Annotated in this window: 18 protein-coding genes; 15 read left to right on the forward strand and 3 right to left on the reverse strand. The window is 39.3% G+C overall.

The annotated features are described in order from the left end of the window. From A6E06_RS00005 to purF, 7 genes are all read left to right on the forward strand, one after another. The coding region (locus tag A6E06_RS00005; protein ID WP_304362676.1) for a FimV/HubP family polar landmark protein at positions 1-937 on the forward strand (937 nt) is incomplete at its 5' end. 88 nt (positions 938-1,025) lie between these two features. Continuing rightward, a complete protein-coding gene (truA, locus tag A6E06_RS00010; RefSeq protein WP_065593662.1) occupies positions 1,026-1,814 on the forward strand; it encodes a tRNA pseudouridine(38-40) synthase TruA in 789 nt (262 codons plus the stop codon). A 178-nt stretch (positions 1,815-1,992) separates the two neighbouring features. Then, on the forward strand, positions 1,993-2,877 hold the full coding sequence (gene accD / locus A6E06_RS00015; RefSeq protein ID WP_065593661.1) for an acetyl-CoA carboxylase, carboxyltransferase subunit beta: 885 nt from the start codon (positions 1,993-1,995) through the stop codon (positions 2,875-2,877). Positions 2,878-2,978: 101 nt separating this feature from the next. After that, on the forward strand, positions 2,979-4,262 hold the full coding sequence (gene folC / locus A6E06_RS00020; RefSeq protein ID WP_065593660.1) for a bifunctional tetrahydrofolate synthase/dihydrofolate synthase: 1,284 nt from the start codon (positions 2,979-2,981) through the stop codon (positions 4,260-4,262). Between the two features lie 9 nt (positions 4,263-4,271). After that, on the forward strand, positions 4,272-4,832 hold the full coding sequence (locus tag A6E06_RS00025) for an SPOR domain-containing protein (RefSeq protein ID WP_065593659.1): 561 nt from the start codon (positions 4,272-4,274) through the stop codon (positions 4,830-4,832). 61 nt (positions 4,833-4,893) lie between these two features. Then, positions 4,894-5,385, forward strand: coding sequence for a CvpA family protein (locus A6E06_RS00030; RefSeq protein ID WP_065593658.1), 492 nt, complete (start codon positions 4,894-4,896; stop codon positions 5,383-5,385). Between the two features lie 34 nt (positions 5,386-5,419). Continuing rightward, positions 5,420-6,934 (forward strand): amidophosphoribosyltransferase, encoded by a 1,515-nt coding sequence (gene purF, locus A6E06_RS00035; protein WP_065593657.1) that lies wholly within the window; start codon positions 5,420-5,422, stop codon positions 6,932-6,934. Positions 6,935-7,011: 77 nt separating this feature from the next. Here purF and A6E06_RS00040 read toward each other — a convergent pair whose 3' ends face one another. Then, the gene (locus A6E06_RS00040) at positions 7,012-7,887 is read right to left on the reverse strand and encodes a LysR family transcriptional regulator (RefSeq protein ID WP_065593656.1); all 876 of its coding nucleotides are present in this window, start codon (positions 7,885-7,887) and stop codon (positions 7,012-7,014) included. 254 nt (positions 7,888-8,141) lie between these two features. On the opposite strand from A6E06_RS00040, the gene A6E06_RS00045 reads away from it, so the two are divergent. The 6 genes from A6E06_RS00045 to recR all read left to right on the forward strand — a co-directional run bounded on the left by A6E06_RS00045 (position 8,142) and on the right by recR (position 13,734). Next, complete coding sequence (locus tag A6E06_RS00045) at positions 8,142-9,242, forward strand: response regulator (RefSeq protein ID WP_065593655.1); 1,101 nt, start codon at positions 8,142-8,144, stop codon at positions 9,240-9,242. A 61-nt stretch (positions 9,243-9,303) separates the two neighbouring features. Continuing rightward, complete coding sequence (locus tag A6E06_RS00050; protein ID WP_065593654.1) at positions 9,304-9,669, forward strand: YbaN family protein; 366 nt, start codon at positions 9,304-9,306, stop codon at positions 9,667-9,669. Positions 9,670-9,798: 129 nt separating this feature from the next. Beyond that, positions 9,799-10,344, forward strand: coding sequence for an adenine phosphoribosyltransferase (apt, locus tag A6E06_RS00055; protein WP_065593653.1), 546 nt, complete (start codon positions 9,799-9,801; stop codon positions 10,342-10,344). A gap of 103 nt (positions 10,345-10,447) precedes the next feature. Further along, positions 10,448-12,583 carry a DNA polymerase III subunit gamma/tau gene (dnaX, locus tag A6E06_RS00060; RefSeq protein WP_065593652.1) on the forward strand — a complete coding sequence of 712 codons (2,136 nt, stop codon included), beginning with the start codon at positions 10,448-10,450 and terminating at the stop codon, positions 12,581-12,583. Positions 12,584-12,692: 109 nt separating this feature from the next. After that, positions 12,693-13,028 (forward strand): YbaB/EbfC family nucleoid-associated protein, encoded by a 336-nt coding sequence (locus tag A6E06_RS00065; RefSeq protein ID WP_060991399.1) that lies wholly within the window; start codon positions 12,693-12,695, stop codon positions 13,026-13,028. Between the two features lie 103 nt (positions 13,029-13,131). Then, the gene (gene recR, locus A6E06_RS00070; RefSeq protein ID WP_065593651.1) at positions 13,132-13,734 is read left to right on the forward strand and encodes a recombination mediator RecR; all 603 of its coding nucleotides are present in this window, start codon (positions 13,132-13,134) and stop codon (positions 13,732-13,734) included. On the opposite strand, the gene rrtA is transcribed toward recR, so the two are convergent. Beyond that, a complete protein-coding gene (rrtA, locus tag A6E06_RS00075; RefSeq protein WP_065594236.1) occupies positions 13,706-14,269 on the reverse strand; it encodes a rhombosortase in 564 nt (187 codons plus the stop codon). The two genes, recR and rrtA, sit on opposite strands and share 29 nt — an antisense overlap. 14 nt (positions 14,270-14,283) lie before the next feature. On the opposite strand from rrtA, the gene A6E06_RS00080 reads away from it, so the two are divergent. After that, on the forward strand, positions 14,284-14,910 hold the full coding sequence (locus tag A6E06_RS00080; protein ID WP_065593650.1) for a tRNA-uridine aminocarboxypropyltransferase: 627 nt from the start codon (positions 14,284-14,286) through the stop codon (positions 14,908-14,910). 23 nt (positions 14,911-14,933) lie between these two features. Here the strand turns inward: A6E06_RS00080 and A6E06_RS00085 are convergent, their stop codons facing one another. Continuing rightward, positions 14,934-16,280, reverse strand: a complete 1,347-nt coding sequence (locus A6E06_RS00085; RefSeq protein ID WP_065593649.1) for an anti-phage deoxyguanosine triphosphatase — start codon at positions 16,278-16,280, stop codon at positions 14,934-14,936. Between the two features lie 171 nt (positions 16,281-16,451). Between A6E06_RS00085 and A6E06_RS00090 the strand changes: the two genes are divergently transcribed. Further along, complete coding sequence (locus A6E06_RS00090; protein ID WP_065593648.1) at positions 16,452-17,849, forward strand: coniferyl aldehyde dehydrogenase; 1,398 nt, start codon at positions 16,452-16,454, stop codon at positions 17,847-17,849. The last annotated feature ends 89 nt before the right edge of the window (positions 17,850-17,938 follow it).

Raw genomic sequence — 17,938 nt, forward strand, 5'->3', positions numbered from 1 at the left:
GCAAATAGACGCTCAAGATGTAGATGAAAATGAAGCATTAGAGGAAGCCGTTGTTGAAGTCGAAGGATCTGAAGTTAAAGATGAACCAACAACAGAAGAAGACGATTCGTTATTCGATATTGATGAACTTTTAAATTCAGAAACAGAGGAAGAAAAAGACCCTCTTGATCATACTAAAGATGATGAGAATGACTTTTTATTAGATGATTTCTTAGAGGACAGTGCTGTAGATTTCTCGAAAGAGAATACTGAGGATGATCTTCAATCTGATGAAACTGAAGATAATAATTTTGATGGATTATCTATTGAAGATGCTTTAGCAGCATTGGAAGATGATTCAGAAGTTGCAAACGAGATTGCTACAGAAACATCATTGGATGAAGATAGTTTAACGAAATTAGATGTTGATGAAACCTCTACACCAGACCCTGTTGATTTTCAATCTCGGGTATCTGATGAAGAAAAAGAAGCCTTAACTTATCTTGATAGTTCAGGTTTAGATCTTGATAGCATGTTAGATGATGGTGGTAGTGATTGGAGTGGATTCAATTTAGATAATGCGACAAACACTGAGTCAGAATTAGAAGATGAAGATTGGTCAGAGCAGCCAAGTGTTGAGAGTGATCCTCATGGTGCCGACCGTTTTTTAAGCATTGAAGCGCTGATTGCTGAAAGCGAAAATGGTGATAAATCGGAGTTTGAAGAAGAGGAATTCAACCTTGATGTCGGTTTAAATGAATTCCCTGATATGCTAAATAACCGAGAACTTCATGATGTTGATGTTAATAATGATGTTCAAAGTAAACTTGATTTAGCGAGAGCATATATTGAAATGTCAGATAAAAAAGGCGCTCTAGAGTTATTAAAAGACGTTTTACATTGTGATGACGTTGCTCTAAGGGCTGAAGCTGAGAAGTTAATGAAACAAATTGATTAGTTCTTTTGAATAATCTCAAAAAGGCGGTGGCAGTGTGCCCCGCCTTTTTTATATAATGACGTATAACTGAATAAAAAGAATTGAAATCATGCGAATAGCTTTATGTATTGAATACGATGGTGCCAGTTACCACGGCTGGCAATCACAAAAAGACGTAACAAGTGTTCAAGAAGAATTAGAAAAAGCCTTAATGATCGTCGCTAATGAACCGATTGAAGTGATGTGTGCAGGCCGAACAGATGCTGGTGTACATGGTACGGGTCAAGTCGTTCATTTTGATACAAATAGCACCCGTAAATTACCCGTATGGATGGTTGGGGTAAACGCAAATTTACCAAAAAACATCGCGGTTCGTTGGGTGAAAGAGGTAAATGAAGATTTTCACGCTCGCTTTACCGCTACAGCACGACGCTACCGTTATATCATTTTTAATAATCGTCAGCGTCCTGCTATCTTTAGTCATGGAGTAAGTCATTACCATGAAGCCCTTGATGCTGATTTAATGCATGAAGCCGGACAGTATTTATTAGGCGAAAACGATTTTACTTCATTTCGAGCTGTTCGCTGTCAGTCTCGTACTCCTTGGCGTAATCTAATCCACTTGAAAGTAACTCGTCATGGGGATTTTATCGTGATTGATATTAAAGCCAATGCCTTTGTTCATCATATGGTGCGTAATATTACTGGTAGCTTAATTGAAGTTGGCAGAGGTAAGCAAAAGCCAGAGTGGATACAATGGTTATTAGAAGCAAAAGATCGTAAATTAGCGGGAGCAACAGCTAAAGCTGAAGGTTTATATCTTATTGATGTTGATTACCCTAAAGAATGGGATTTACCTAGAGTACCGTTAGGACCTTTGTTTTTACCAGATAATTGATCAAATTAATGATAAAGATTACAACTTAAAATAGCCTAAAAAACAGACGTGGATTCAACCTTGAAAATAGGTACAACCAGTTTTTTATCTACACTGGCTATTATTTATGGTTTAATCTATTTAATTGATTTTATTTCTCTTGCGATGGTGCGGGAGATCACTAATAGAAAGGTCGTCCATGAGTTGGCTTGAAAAGATTTTTAATACAAGCAATATTGTTAGTTCACGTAAAGCATCGATCCCTGAAGGGGTTTGGACGAAATGTACGTCATGTGAACAAGTACTTTATTCTGCAGAGCTAGAACGTAATCTAGAAGTGTGTCCAAAATGTGACCACCATATGCGAATGAAAGCACGCAAGCGTCTTGAAACATTTCTAGATGCAGAAGGCCGTGTGGAAATTGGTCAAGAACTAGAGCCAAAAGATCTTTTAAAATTTAAAGATTCAAAGCGTTATAAAGATCGTATTTCAGCAGCTCAGAAATCAAGTAATGAAACTGATGCACTTATCGTAATGAAAGGGACTTTGTTAGAGTTGCCTGTCGTTGCTTGTGCGTTTGAATTCTCATTCATGGGTGGTTCAATGGGTTCTGTTGTTGGTGCTCGCTTTGTGAAAGCGGTTGATGCAGCAATTGAAAATAACTGTCCTCTTGTGTGTTTCTCTGCAAGTGGTGGCGCACGTATGCAAGAGGCGCTTATGTCTCTAATGCAAATGGCAAAAACAAGTGCAGCACTAGCGCGTTTATCTCGTAAAGGCCTACCATTTTTCTCAGTTTTAACTGACCCTACTATGGGCGGTGTATCTGCAAGTTTAGCAATGCTAGGTGATATTAATATTGGCGAACCAAAAGCATTGATCGGTTTTGCTGGTCGTCGTGTTATTGAACAAACAGTACGTGAAGACTTACCTGAAGGTTTCCAGCGTAGTGAGTTCTTACTTGAGCATGGTGCAATCGATATGATTGTTGACCGTCGTGAAATGCGTCAACGTATTGGTGGGTTAATGGCGAAAATGACTAACCAAGCATCTCCATTAGTTGTTCCCGTTGACGGTTCAAAGTAAAAATCAAATTAAATGCGAACAAGGTTGCGAGTTCTTACTTTAAAACAGCAACCTAAGTCATATATACTGTCACTATATTCCGTCAGTGAAGTAGTTGAATTATGACACCATTTGATTCTCCGAAAGCCACATCTGATTTATCGGTGTGGCTTCGTTATTTAGAAAGCATTCATACAAGTGCAATAGATTTAGGCCTTGAACGCGTTCAGCGTGTAGCACAACGAGCTAAATTAATTAAACCAGCACCAACCGTTATCACGGTTGCAGGGACTAACGGCAAGGGGTCTACTTGTGCGTTAATGGAATCCATTTTAATTAATGCTGGTTATCGTGTTGGCGTTTATAGCTCTCCTCATCTTATTCGTTACAACGAACGTATCCGTATCAATGGTAACGATTTATCTGATTCTCTTATCACTCAATCTTTTGCAGCAATTGAAGCGTGGCGCAAAGAAACGTCGTTAAGCCTTTTCGAATTTGGAACACTTTCTGCTTTATGGGCATTTAAAGCACATCAAGTTGATGTTGTACTCTTAGAAGTGGGTCTTGGTGGGCGTTTAGATGCGACAAATGTAGTCGATCATGATGTTTCTATCATTACGAGCCTCGCGGTTGACCATGTTGATTGGTTAGGTGACGATATCGAAGTGATTGGTTTTGAGAAAGCTGGGATTTATCGCTCTGAAAAACCAGCGATTTGTGGTCAACCGAATCCACCATCAAGTGTTGCTGCTCATGCTGACGATATTAAGGCTGATCTATACCAAGTTGGTTATCAATTTGATTATCAAGTAAATGCAGATAATCAAACATGGTCTTGGAAAAGCGGGGCTTTTGATTTAGATAATTTGCCACTACCAAATTTACCATTAGCAAATGCTGCAACGGCGATAATGGCGTTAGGTACATCAGGATTGGAGTTAACGGATGTTAATATTGTTGCTGGGTTAAAGTCAGCAAGTTTGCCTGGACGAATGCAGCGTTTAACACGTAATAGTGGAGAGAGTGACGCAACAATTATTCTTGATGTAGCGCATAATCCTCATTCAGCTAACTATCTTGTACAACAAGTAAGACAGCGTTTCCCAAATAAGAAAATTCATGCAGTAGTTGGTATGTTGCATGATAAAGATATTAAATCTACCTTAGCTGAGTTCACGGGATGTGTGGATGTTTGGTATCCTGCGTCACTTTCTGGCCCAAGAGCGGCAAACGCTTGTGAATTAACGGCAGTAATAGAGGCAGAAGCAATAGAGTATTCATCTCCTGTAGAGGCGTTTAAAGTCGCATTGACGCAGGCAAAGAATGACGATTTAATTTTAGTCTTCGGATCTTTTCATACGGTTGGTGAAGTATGGGATTATTGGAAACAAGAACAAGCATAAGGATCATAAGTGTCTAGTCCATTTCAACGACGTTTAGTCGGAACCATTATATTAGTCGCTATTGGGGTGATTGTATTACCCGATTTATTTGATGGTAAGAAAAAACATTATCAAGAAGAGTTTGCGAGCATTCCAATCAAACCTGAGTTATCGAAAGATGTTGAGCAATTTGAGATCCAAGAACCAATAGACTTTGATGCTGAGCTTCCAGAAGAGCCGGTAGAGGTGACTATTGAGTCATCAGAAACGGAACCAAAAAAAGAAATACTTTCGATTGTTGAGAAAAAACAGCCAGAGAAAGTAGAAAAAATAGATTACGCAAAGAGTGCTTGGATTATCCAACTTGGCGTATTTAGAAATGCAGATAACGCGATGAATTTAGCTCTTAAACTACGTAAGCAAGGCTTTCAAGCTCATACTTTTCCTAAAGAACCTAAAAAAGGGGATTTAGTTAGGGTGGCGGTAGGCCCAGATGTTTCTAAATCGGATCTTGAAAAACAGTTACCGAAATTAAAAGAAATAACTGGCTTAAATGGTCAATTGCTTAAATTTTCACCATTAAACCCATAAGAAAACGTTTGCGTCGCGGATTTTTCTGTTAAAATGCGCAGCAACAGAGAAAAGATAAATTATGATTTGGATCGATTTTGTCATTTTAGGTGTTATTAGCCTATCAGCTTTAATCAGTTTGGTTAGAGGTTTTGTTAAAGAAGCGTTGTCGTTAGTGATTTGGTTTGGCGCCTTTTTTGTTGCCAGTAACTTTTATCCTAAGTTGGCCGCTTATTTCACAAATATACATGATGAAATGATAAGAAATGGCAGTGCTATTGCTGCCTTGTTTGTAGCAACTCTTGTTGTTGGTGCGGTTGTGAACTATGTCGTTGCACAATTAGTACAGAAAACGGGGTTGTCAGGAACAGATAGGGTATTGGGTATTGTCTTTGGGGGATTGAGAGGCGTGCTAATTATCGCAGCAGTTCTTTTCTTTATTGATGCCTTTACCTCATTATCGGATTCTGAGTGGTGGAAGCAATCTCAATTAATACCGCAATTTTCGGTAGTGGTTGAATGGTTCTTTGATTACTTAAAGGATACATCAAGTTTTCTTCCTGGCGCTAACTAGCGCCAGTTTTTTAGCAAATTAAGGACTCTAGGACATGTGCGGTATTGTTGGAATCGTAGGCGTAACACCTGTAAACCAGTCGATCTATGACGCTTTGACTGTGTTACAACATCGTGGCCAAGACGCTGCTGGTATTATTACCGTAGAAAGCAATCGTTTCCGTCTAAGGAAGGCGAATGGCTTGGTTAAGGATGTATTTGAAACAAAACATATGCAACGCCTACAAGGTAATGTAGGTATTGGTCATGTTCGTTACCCAACTGCGGGTAGTTCAAGTGCTTCTGAAGCTCAACCTTTCTATGTGAATTCACCTTTCGGGATCACATTAGCGCACAATGGTAACCTAACCAATGCGAATGAAATCCGTGAGACCTTATTTAAACAAGAGCGTCGTCATGTTAATACAACTTCTGATTCTGAAGTCCTATTAAACATCTTTGCTCACCATCTTGATGCAACAACTCATTATCCTCTTACTGCTGACGATATTTTTAAAACGGTAGCTAACGTACATGAGCAAATCAGGGGTGCATACGCAGTTGCCGCTATGATCATTGGTCATGGTATGGTTGCTTTTCGTGATCCAAACGGTATTCGTCCTTTATGCCTAGGTAAACGTGAAGTTGAAGGACATACTGAATACATGGTTGCTTCTGAATCCGTTGCTTTGGACGCGGTAGGATTTGATTTTGTGCGTGATGTCGCACCTGGTGAGGCAATTTACGCACCATTTGAAGGGGGTCTATACACACAACAGTGTGCACATGATCCAAAACTGAATCCATGTATTTTTGAATTTGTTTATTTTGCTCGTCCAGATTCATTTATTGATAAGATCTCTGTTTACAGTGCTCGTGTTGAAATGGGTAAACGTTTAGGTGAAAAAATTAAACGTGAATGGGATCATCTGGACATTGATGTAGTATTGCCAATTCCTGAAACGTCATGTGATATCGCACTTGAGATTGCTCAGATCATTAATAAACCGTATCGCCAAGGTTTCGTGAAAAACCGTTATGTTGGTCGTACCTTTATTATGCCAGGTCAACAAGAGCGTAAGAAATCAGTACGCCGAAAATTGAATGCAATTCGTTCTGAATTTAAAGATAAAAATGTTCTGTTAGTTGATGATTCAATTGTTCGAGGTACAACCTCAGAGCAGATCATTGAAATGGCTCGCGACTCAGGCGCAAAAAACGTTTACATGGTATCTGCTGCACCTGAAATTCGCTTCCCAAATGTATATGGCATTGATATGCCAAGCGCAAATGAGCTGATTGCTCATGGTCGTGAAGTTGACGAGATTTGTAAGGCTATCGGTGCAGATGCCCTGATTTTCCAAGACTTACCCGATTTAGTTGATGCGGTAGGATGTGGAAATCGTGAAATTGAACGTTTTGAAACATCAGTATTTAATGCTCATTATGTTACTGGTGATGTTGACCAAAATTACCTTGAATACCTAGAAGGGTTACGCGGTGATGACGCGAAACAAGAAAGCGAAGCTCAAGATGTTGCAAGCTTAGATATTTATAACGAAGGCGTGTAACTATCAGCGAATAATAATGAAAAAGCCTGTGAGAAATCACAGGCTTTTTTTGTTTTACTGTGTCATAAAAAAATGTATTAATCAGAAATGTAATTACTTACAAAATCAATAAAAAGGCGTACTTTCTCAGGCTGATGATTCTTATAGTTGTAAACCATATAAATGTCTCTAGGGTTTGCAGACCAGTTTTTAAGAACACGAACCAATGAACCATCTTCAATATATCGGCTAATCATAATATCCGGCATGAGAGTTATTCCCAAACCATCAGAGCAAGCCATTCGGATTACATTCAATTCACTGGCTTCAAATCGACCAGCATCTGTAATTGTAACCGATTCGCCTTCACTATTAGTTAAACGCCAGCGCATCAAAGGGTGTCCTTTTAATAAGCTGTGAGTGTGTAACTCTTGTGCGTGTGTTGGCTCTGAGTTTTTTTCTAGATAGCTAGGGCTGGCGACTAATATATCTTCTAAGGATCCAATCTGACGAGCAATAAGAGAGGAGTCTCGTTGCTTTCCAACTCTGAAAATAATATCCCAATCGGTAGGATCTAATTGTTCAGGTTGATTGCTCATCATTAAATTGATGCTAATATTAGGGTAGAGCAACATGAACTTATTCAAAATAGGCTGGATCATGCGTTTTGTGAGATTAGATGGTGCGGATATTTTTAACTTACCAGCAGCACCACGGCACTCTTCACCTAAACATTCGCTCGTATTTACTAAAGTAGCTAAAATAGGGGCGCATTCATCATAAAACTTTTGCCCAGCTTCAGTTAAGGATAACTTTCGAGCGTGGCGATTGAGTAAACGAATATCTAAGGAATCTTCTAAGGCTTGAATACGACGAGTAATTGTCGCAACAGGTATAAGTGTTTTTCTTGAGGCGGCGGTATAGCTGCCATTATCAACCACCTGTCGAAACAGATTTAAATCATCTAACTTCATTATATTAAGATACTCTCTGTTTTTTTCGAACGCCGAATTGTAACTAAAACCCTAAAGTAGGTGTTGTTATAAGTCAACTAAAGTGAAATTTTATAAATAAAAGTCCGGATTTTCCTCTAACGTAACAGTTATTAACAATCTTATCTAAAAATATTTGTACTCAGCGAAATATCGAACTAAATTAATTTAGTGAGATAATTAAAATATGAAAGGAAATTTCATTATTTGCTAAAAAACGTGCAGAAGGTGGTCGTATGTCGGTAGAGCAATGTCAAAAAAAAAGGGATGTAATTAAAGCGCCAGTGGAAGACCTATTATTTAATAAAGACATCCTAATTGTTGATGATGACCCCATTTTTCGCTCTATGATTAAAGCAGTTTTAGAGACTTACTCTTGTAACGTGAAAGAAGCGGGTAATGGTTTAGAGGGCTTACAAATACTGAAGCATTCATTGCCAGATGTGTTGCTGTGCGATCTGTCTATGCCAATATTGAATGGTATCGAGTTTGTTGAAGAGGCTGTGTTGGAATACCCAATGTTACCTATTATCGTCATATCGGGTAGTGGGGATATGCGAGATGTCGCTAAAGTTTTACGATTGGGAGCGAAAGATTTTCTAGTTAAGCCCATTAATGATATTTCCATTCTTATTAAATCATTAATATCCGCTCTTAAGTTGAGCGAAGAAAGCACCCTTAGAATGCAAGACTTTTCAAGTCAGTGGTTTAGAACGTCTGATTTAGATAAAAGTTGTAATGATGAATTACATTGGCATCTAGAGCACTTACAGAATGAACCAAATATTGGTAGGGAGTTATTGTTCGAACTTTTACCAGAAAGTGATGCTCAGCATGGTCATTGGAAATTGGGTTATCGACTTTTGCAATCAACAGATGGAATGCCTTTAGTTTTTGATTATGAATGGTTATTGGATGGTCGTTTATTTTTCTATCTTGTTGATTCTGATTCAGGTGGAGATAATGGAGTTATTTCTTGTTTATTAATTAGAGCATTTTTTAATGACTTTATTAGAGAACAAAATATCTCTTTAGATACTATTCCCAAGATGGTTACATCAATAGAAAAGGGGATGGAAACGATGGACCATTCTCAGCCGATGTCGGCGATTTTTGGTTATATTGATTTTTCAGAGCAAGCTCTATTTATACTCTCTGCTGGCCTTAATGCAGTATGGGAAAATAAAAATGAGCGTCATGTTCTTCATGCTGATGGTCAGTTAACAGTGAATGCAGCTAAAAACCAAGTACATCGCTTTCCTATCTCTGATCATAATAGTTTGTCACTAAATAACTTAGGCTGTAGCAGTTTTAAATTAGAACTGAATGCATTCTAGATTGATTCTTTGACTAAGAAAGGATCATAATAAAGCCCCTTATCTACATAGAGATGTTAATTTGCATTTTACTCGCAGAGTGCTTTGGTTTGTTCTTGGGGCCACTGCGCTTATTCTTGGTTTTGTTGGGATATTTTTGCCTTTACTACCAACAACACCTTTTTTACTGCTAGCGAGTGTGTGCTTTATGCGAGTCTCTCCGCGTATTCATACTTGGCTTATTACTCACCCTAAATTAGGCCCTTCAATTGTTGAATGGCAGGAACGTAAAACAATAAAAACATCGATAAAAAAGAAAGCGTATATCATGATAATTTTGAGTTTTGCATTCTCAATAATCCTTGCGCCTCTTTTATGGATAAAAGTAATGCTTTTTTTATTTTCTCTTGCACTTCTTTATTGGTTTTCTACTATTCCTACGTCGTAATTATTCCTTAGTTTTGGTTTGATCAACAGCTCATATCAGTTGGTATAGCTTGCTCATAGCCAAGAAAGTGAATAACATAAGTCGGCTAATTTATTTTAATGCCAAATTTAGGCAAAGTAGGTCATAACCATGTCGACAGAAACAGTAGAACTGATTAAAAACAGCATTAAATCAATCCCTGATTATCCAAAAGCAGGCATCGTTTTTCGTGATGTAACTAGCTTAATGGAAGACCCAAAAGCATACCAAGCGACTATTCAACTACTTGTTGAAAAATACAAACAAGGTGGATTCACTAAAATCGTTGGTACAGAAGCTCGTGGTTTCTTATTTGGTGCGCCGTTGGCATTAGAATTAGGTGTTGGTTTTATTCCAGTTCGCAAGCCTGGTAAATTACCTCGTCCAACGATAGCTCAAACGTATGACCTTGAATACGGTACAGATACGTTAGAAATTCATACTGATGCGATTGTTGCTGGCGATAAAGTTCTTGTTGTTGATGACCTGTTGGCGACTGGTGGCACTATAGAAGCGACAGTAAAACTTATCCGTCAACTTGGTGGTGAAGTAGAGCAAGCGGCTTTTGTTATCAACCTACCAGAAATTGGTGGTCAAACACGTTTAGAGGGCCTAGGGCTAAACGTATACAGCATCTGTGAGTTTGCTGGTCACTAATTCTTCATATACACAATAAATTGAGTGAGATCTCTCTATCAAGGGAGATCTCATTTTTTTGCTGTGCTACGATTTAGATCTATTTTATTTTGGGCTGTATTCTATGAGCTATCAAGTTCTGGCACGTAAGTGGCGTCCGCATCATTTTAAAGATGTTGTAGGGCAACCTCATGTGCTTACTGCGTTGGAAAACGCGCTTGACCATAATCGACTTCATCACGCTTATCTATTTAGTGGAACTCGTGGCGTAGGTAAAACTACCATCGCACGTTTGTTTGCTAAAGGCTTAAACTGCGAAGAAGGGATCACCTCAACACCTTGTGGTGTGTGTTCTACTTGTAAAGAAATTGACGAAGGGCGTTTTGTTGATTTACTTGAAATCGATGCTGCTTCTAGAACCAAAGTAGAAGATACTCGTGAGCTACTGGATAACGTTCAATATAAGCCTGCGCGTGGCCGCTTTAAGGTTTATCTGATCGATGAAGTTCATATGCTGTCGCGCCACAGTTTCAATGCATTATTAAAAACACTGGAAGAGCCGCCAGAATACGTCAAATTTTTATTAGCAACGACCGATCCACAGAAATTACCTGTGACGATTTTATCTCGTTGTTTACAGTTTCATCTAAAGCACATCAATGTTGACCAAATTCACGAACAGCTTGATTTTGTTTTAGACCAAGAAGAAGTGACTAAAGATGCGAGAGCATTAGGGCTTATCGCTCATGCTGCTGATGGCAGTATGCGTGATGCATTGAGTTTAACAGACCAAGCAATAGCACTTGGTAATGGCTCAGTGACGACAGATATCGTTTCTGCGATGTTGGGCACCTTAGATACTGATCAAGCCGTTCGGATCTTAGAAGCCATTAGCACGAAAAATATGCAGACATTAATGAGCTGTGTAAATGATCTTGCTGACATGGGTATTGCGTGGGATGGTTTAGCCAAAGAAATAGCGAATCAATTACATAAATTAGCGATGTATCAAGCATTGCCTGCAACGTTAGACAAATCTCAACCAGATGCTGAACGTATAGAGCTATTGAGTAGCCAATTATCGCCTCAAGAAGTTCAATTGTTTTATCAAATTGCATTACAAAGCCGTAAAGACTTGCCATTAGCGCCAAGTGAAAAAACGGGTGTTGAAATGATGCTATTAAGAATGGTCGCTTTTCGTCCTGTGCACGCTCAGGTATTAGAGACACAATCTATTGTTGTTCCTGCATTAGAACCACAAACGGCCGTACAGGCTGCGCCAGTGCAAGCTAGGCCATCACAAATGGCCCCAACGGTTCAAGCAACAGAAAGAGCTCAAGAGCCAATGGCTCGTTCAAGCGTGACACCGGCTCCACAGGCTCAGCAACAAAATTATGTTCCGGCACAAAATGTACCGCCAGTGCAACCAGAACAACCACCAAGATATGATGCACCACCAATGGGTGAGGCACAGCAATCTATGCAACAGCAACCGTCTTCTGTGCCTCCACAGCCACAAGAGCCAGTAGCGGCACCAACAAATAGTTTGCTTGGCGTTCGTAATCAGTTACGTAGTGCCAAAAACAATTTAACAAATACAACGAATGGTACTAGCCCAAAAAAGGCTAGTGCGGCATCCGATAAGAAAAAAACGAGTTCAGTGCTTGAACGTATTGCTGAAAAGCAACATTTAGCTCCTCGTGCTCAGGTGTCGCAAATTGGAAACTCAGCAACACAAGAGAAAAAACCAGAAGAACCATATCGTTGGAAATCGACTCAACCAGAAGCGAAAAGAGTGGTTAGTGATATTACACCAACTAAGCTTAAGCAAGCGTTAGAGCATGAAAAATCACCAGAGATGATGCAACAATTAGTCAATGAATCATCGTTACAAGATCCGTGGTCAGGTTTAGTCATGTCTTTAACGTTACCAAAACTGGTTCAACAATTGTTACTGAATTCTGCTTTTGTCGAGCAGGATGACCAAGTATCATTGCATTTGAGAGCAGAGCAAGCTCACTTAGACAGAGATAAAGCCAACGAGCTTATCACTCAAGAATTAAGTAAAGCGCTAAATAAAAATGTAACAGTATCTATCGATATTAGTTCTGAAGGCGTAAGTCCTTTAGAGTTACGTGAGCAAATGTATCAAGCGAAGTTGCAGGCTGCATATCAGAGTTTGCAGCAAGATCCGCACGTAAATTTCTTTATGCAGAGATTTGGTGCAGAAATAGACCAAGAAAGTGTTAGACCAATATAAAACAATGGTTTGTTTATATCTCAAGTAAAATATTCAATGTGGGTTGAAATTGGTATTTTTTACCCCCATTTTCTTAATATTAAAGAAGTAAACTTAAGAGAGAATAATTATGTTCGGTGGAAAAGGCGGCATGGGCAACTTAATGAAGCAAGCCCAGCAAATGCAAGATCGCATGCAAAAAGTACAAGAAGAAATCGCAAATACGGAAGTTACAGGTGAATCAGGTGCTGGTCTTGTTAAAGTGACCATCACTGGCTCTCACAGTGTTCGCCGTGTTGAGATTGATCCAAGCTTAATGGAAGAAGACGAAAAAGAAATGCTAGAAGATTTGATCGCAGCTGCGTTCAATGATGCATCTCGTCGTATTGAAGAAACACAAAAAGAAAAAATGGCTGGTGTAACAGGCGGAATGCAAATGCCACCTGGCTTTAAAATGCCATTCTAATTTATCTTAAATGATAAAAATCAAGACAGATTATTCGTATTCATCTTGGTAAAATTAGGCGGCTAAGTGGCTGCCTTTTTCTTTTCTGGAATATAAAAAAACTATGCGTACAAGTGGTTTATTAGAACAATTAATGGAATCGTTACGATGCCTTCCTGGTGTTGGTCCAAAGTCAGCTCAACGCATGGCATTTCACCTTTTACAGCGTAACCGTCAGGGTGGAATGCGATTAGCTGATTCGCTTTCGCGCGCGATGTCTGAAATAGGCCATTGCTCTGAATGTCGAACATTTACAGAGGAAGAGACGTGTGCAATTTGTCTTAACCCTAAACGTCAAATGAACGGTGAATTGTGTATCGTTGAAAGCCCTGCAGACATCGTTGCGGTTGAAGCAACGGGACAATTTTCGGGACGTTATTTTGTATTAATGGGGCACTTATCTCCATTAGATGGCATTGGCCCAAGTGACATCGGATTGGACTTACTTGACTATCGTTTAGGGCGTGGGGACATTAAAGAAGTGATTCTTGCTACAAACCCAACCGTCGAAGGTGAAGCAACCGCACACTATATTGCTGAAATATGTCAAGAACATACCGTATCTGCAAGTCGAATTGCTCACGGTGTACCGATGGGAGGAGAGTTAGAGTTAGTCGATGGCACAACGCTATCTCACTCTATTTTGGGTCGCCAGAAACTTTACTAAGCGTTATTAAGCGTGTAGCTAATTGGAGTGTTCCACCACTGAATGCTCCAATAAGATGGGCCTCTGTTGCGACTTTTGCATTGATAAGAGAAATGGTTGAGGCACTCGCTCCAAAGTATTGTTCCCAGCAAATCTTAGCGGTCACACCAATTAATAATAACCAGCCGGTATTGCGTTTTTGCTTTATGTCTTCAATGGCAGCCCAAACAAATAAACCATGTAACACACCGGATAATCCAACATAGGATTGTATTGGGGACAGGAATAAAAGTACCCCAGTCATTAAGCTTATAAAAAACAATAAACCCCATAGTTTTTTGGGATTTAATATATCCTTAAAGATAAAGCAAAATACGGTTAGAGCGGCAGCATTCATTACTAAGTGAGGGAGGTTAGTGTGGGTAAAATTACCTGTGATTAATCGCCAGATCTCGCCTTGTAAAATTAAGCGTCTATCCCAAACAAAAAAATCTGATACCGGAGTTAGTTGTGCGAGACCAAGCACGACTAAAATGCGAAAGAGTAATTTCAACAAAACAAAGGTTCCTTGTGATTCGATTTTGTCTTCAATGCCTAAAAACAAAAAAAGCCTGTATCTGTGAGTGGATAAAGCCAATCTCAACAGAGGTTGAACTCATCATACTACAGCATCCAACAGAAGCTAAGCGACCATTAGGAACGGCTAAAATTTTATCGTTAAGTTTAGCGAATTGCCGTACTTTTATTGGTGAAAACTTTACCGAACATACGGAGCTAAACCAATTATTAACGGATAATAACTATCAACACCAAGTTCTATTCTTAGATGGAACTAGCCAGGCAATTTCATCGTCGTTAAATCATATTGAAAAAAAACAGCGTGTGATTTTATTAGATGGTACATGGAAAAAAGCGTATAAAATGTGGCAGCTTTCAACCAATCTACATACGCTGCCTAAAGTGCATCTTGATACCGAATTATCTGGTAACTATCGAGTTCGTAAAGCACCAAAAGACAATGCCTTATCAACAGCAGAAGCGGGTTATCATGTTTTAAGCCAATTAGATGCAGACGTAATTAACGTTATTGATATGGATAAGTTTGGTTCGATATTAACGGCATTTGATAACATGATTGAGTTTCATATTAGCCAAATGCCTGAAGGGGTATATCAAAAGAACTACCGTTCAGAGTAGTCCTTTCATTATTCGGTATTCGATCAAATAGGAACAAATAGTTGATTATATAAACGCTGAGCATAGCCATCGGTCATGCCTGCGATATAATCTGCAATCACTCGGTGGGCGTTTCCACCAGAAGCCATTATCTCTTGCCATTCACGTTTATCATTTTCTGGTAGCAAGCGTTCGGGATCTGAATTTAGGGCATCAAATATTTCCATTACAATTTGTTGTCCTTTGTATTCAATGCGCTGCATTTCAGAGTTATGAATGACGTATTTACCGACAAACTTTTTAAGTACCTCTAGAGCATACGTCATTGGCGGGCTTAAATAGGCATTCCAGCGGAGTAATTCCGATTCAAATGCTGGTTCTTCTTCAAAAGTCGTTTGTTTAATCGTTATTGAAGTAAGTAGAGCATTCACAATGCTACCAATACCATCTTTACGCTTGTATTGAAGGCCTGAAAATAACTTGTCACTGATGGTTTCGATGTTGGCTTCAAACCATTCGTCACCACATTCTGCAAGTTTACTTGCGACAGACTCTTGCCACTGATTTCTTGTGACAATTCCCATCACAATCGCATCTTCTAAATCATGAACGCCATAAGCTATATCGTCAGCCAGTTCCATAATAGAGCAATCAATAGATTTAAAGCGTGTTTTTCTATGACTCTCGTCATCTTCTTTTTGGAATCGAAGTGTCGATAGTAGTGTTTTATCGTGATCGGATAATGGCGCTAAAATCCAATTAAGAATTTGCTCGTCATCACGATAGATCCCTTTAGGTGGATGCCATTCAATCGATTTTAGATGACGCAGATTAGTGACATCTTCAGGACGGTGCTTAGAATGCACTTGGTCAAGAAATGCAGGGTATTTTAGTACACCCAATAAGGTTCTTCTTGCTAGGTTCATTCCAAAATGTTCAGTGTAAGGTTCTAACTTACTTAATATGCGTAAAGTCTGCCCGTTACCTTCAAAGCCACCATGGTTACGCATCATATAGTTAAGCGCAATTTCACCGCCATGACCAAAAGGAGGATGACCGATATCATGAGCTAAACAAATACTCTCCATCAAGCTTGTTGAGGTTAATAGATTGCGGAATTCTGGTTGTCTTAGTTTGAGTTGTGCTACTACTCCAGTACCAATTTGTGATACTTCTAAAGAGTGCGTTAAGCGAGTGCGGTAAAAGTCATTTACGCTGCCAGGTCCATGAACTTGAGTTTTTGCTTGCAGGCGACGAAAAGCAGCAGAGTGGAGAATACGAGCACGGTCTCGTTGAAAAACGCTGCGCTGATCATTACGACGTAACTTTTGTTCATTACTGATGCGATCTTCCCAATATTGGGATAGAGTAATATCGATTGTTTTATTCATTATTATTGTTCTCGAAGTTATTGCTACACCTCTATCATTACAGGCTTGTCACAAAAAGATCAACGACTTATTTGAAAAATAGAGCCAGAACACATTGTGAAATTATCATTATTTAGTTCATTAAAATGGGTTGCTATAATGAAGTTCACTTTGTTATATGGAATATAGAGCATGAGCAGTGTCGTTAATTTATCGTATGAATTTGAACAGCTTCAACAGGCATATCAAGCGTCGCCATACCCTTCAAAAGAAGAGCGACTCTCTTTACTTAATGAACTGAAAGTGTCGTTATTATCAGAAAAGAAAAACACGGTTGAAGCCTTAGAAAAAGATTATGGCTATCGCAGTCAGTTTGACTCAACGATTTGTGATTTAATGCCATCAATACAACACATTAACTACACCATTAAACGCTTATCTAAATGGCTTAAACCTCAAAAACGTCATGCAGGCTTATTGCTCTCACCCTCTAAATTACATATTAAATATCAGCCTCTTGGGGTTGTTGGGGTCATTGTGCCGTGGAATTTCCCAATTTACTTGAGTGTCGCTCCGATAGTCACTGCCATTGCCGCGGGCAATCGTGTGATGATAAAGCTAAGTGAATACACTCCAGAGACCAATCAAGTACTTCGCCGTGTATTTGCCTCAATTTCTGAGCATATTTGTGTTGTAGAGGGTGAGAGTGAGGTGGCAGCTGCGTTTTCTCAGCTTCCTTTTAATCATCTTTTATTTACGGGCTCTACTCAGGTTGGCAAATTAGTAGCCAGTGCAGCAGCTAAAAATCTTACCCCCGTAACGCTTGAGTTGGGAGGGAAGTCCCCAGTCATTGTTGCCGAAGATGCGGACCTAACCTCAGCGGTTGATGCCATTATGCTAGGGAAATCAATGAATGCAGGGCAAATATGTGTCGCGCCCGATTATGTGTTTGTTCCAAAGGATAAGGTTGATAAATTTATTTCACTTTATTCACGCCGTTTTTTACACGCTTTTCCCGAGAAAAAGGGACATAGAGAATACAGCCATATCATCAATCAAGCTCAATATGATCGTTTAGCTCGCTATCTAGAAGATGCAGAAGGTAAAGGGGCAAAAATTACGTCAATTGGTGAGCCAGAAAAAGCTCAAGGACGATCATTCTTACCGCATATTGTGACCAATGTGAGTGATGAGATGTTGATAATGCAAGAAGAAATTTTTGGTCCTATCTTGCCTATTATCGCTTACCAACATATTGAAGAAGCCATCAGTTATATTCAAAATCGTCCTCGTCCTTTAGCGCTTTATATTATGTCGTTAGACAAAGCGATGATTCAAAATATTTGCCAAAATACTCACAGTGGTGGAGTGGCTATCAATGATACGACCATGCATGTTGCTGCCGATGATGCGCCTTTTGGTGGTATTGGGGATTCCGGAATGGGGAGCTACCACGGTATTGAAGGCTTTAAAACCTTCTCTCATGCAAAAACAATCCTTACTACACCTAAGTGGTTGCCAAGGGCTAGATTGTTATTAAAACATAAGAAATTGATGCTGAAATTACTAAGTCGACAGTTTATGAAGTAATAGTTCTAATTTAGACGCTATTGGTACGGCTTAACAGTTGGCAAATGAGGGGAACAGTCGTATGATCTGTTTCCTTTTTTTAATGTGAA

Source organism: Aliivibrio sp. 1S175 (assembly GCF_001690985.1).
GTDB lineage: Bacteria > Pseudomonadota > Gammaproteobacteria > Enterobacterales > Vibrionaceae > Aliivibrio.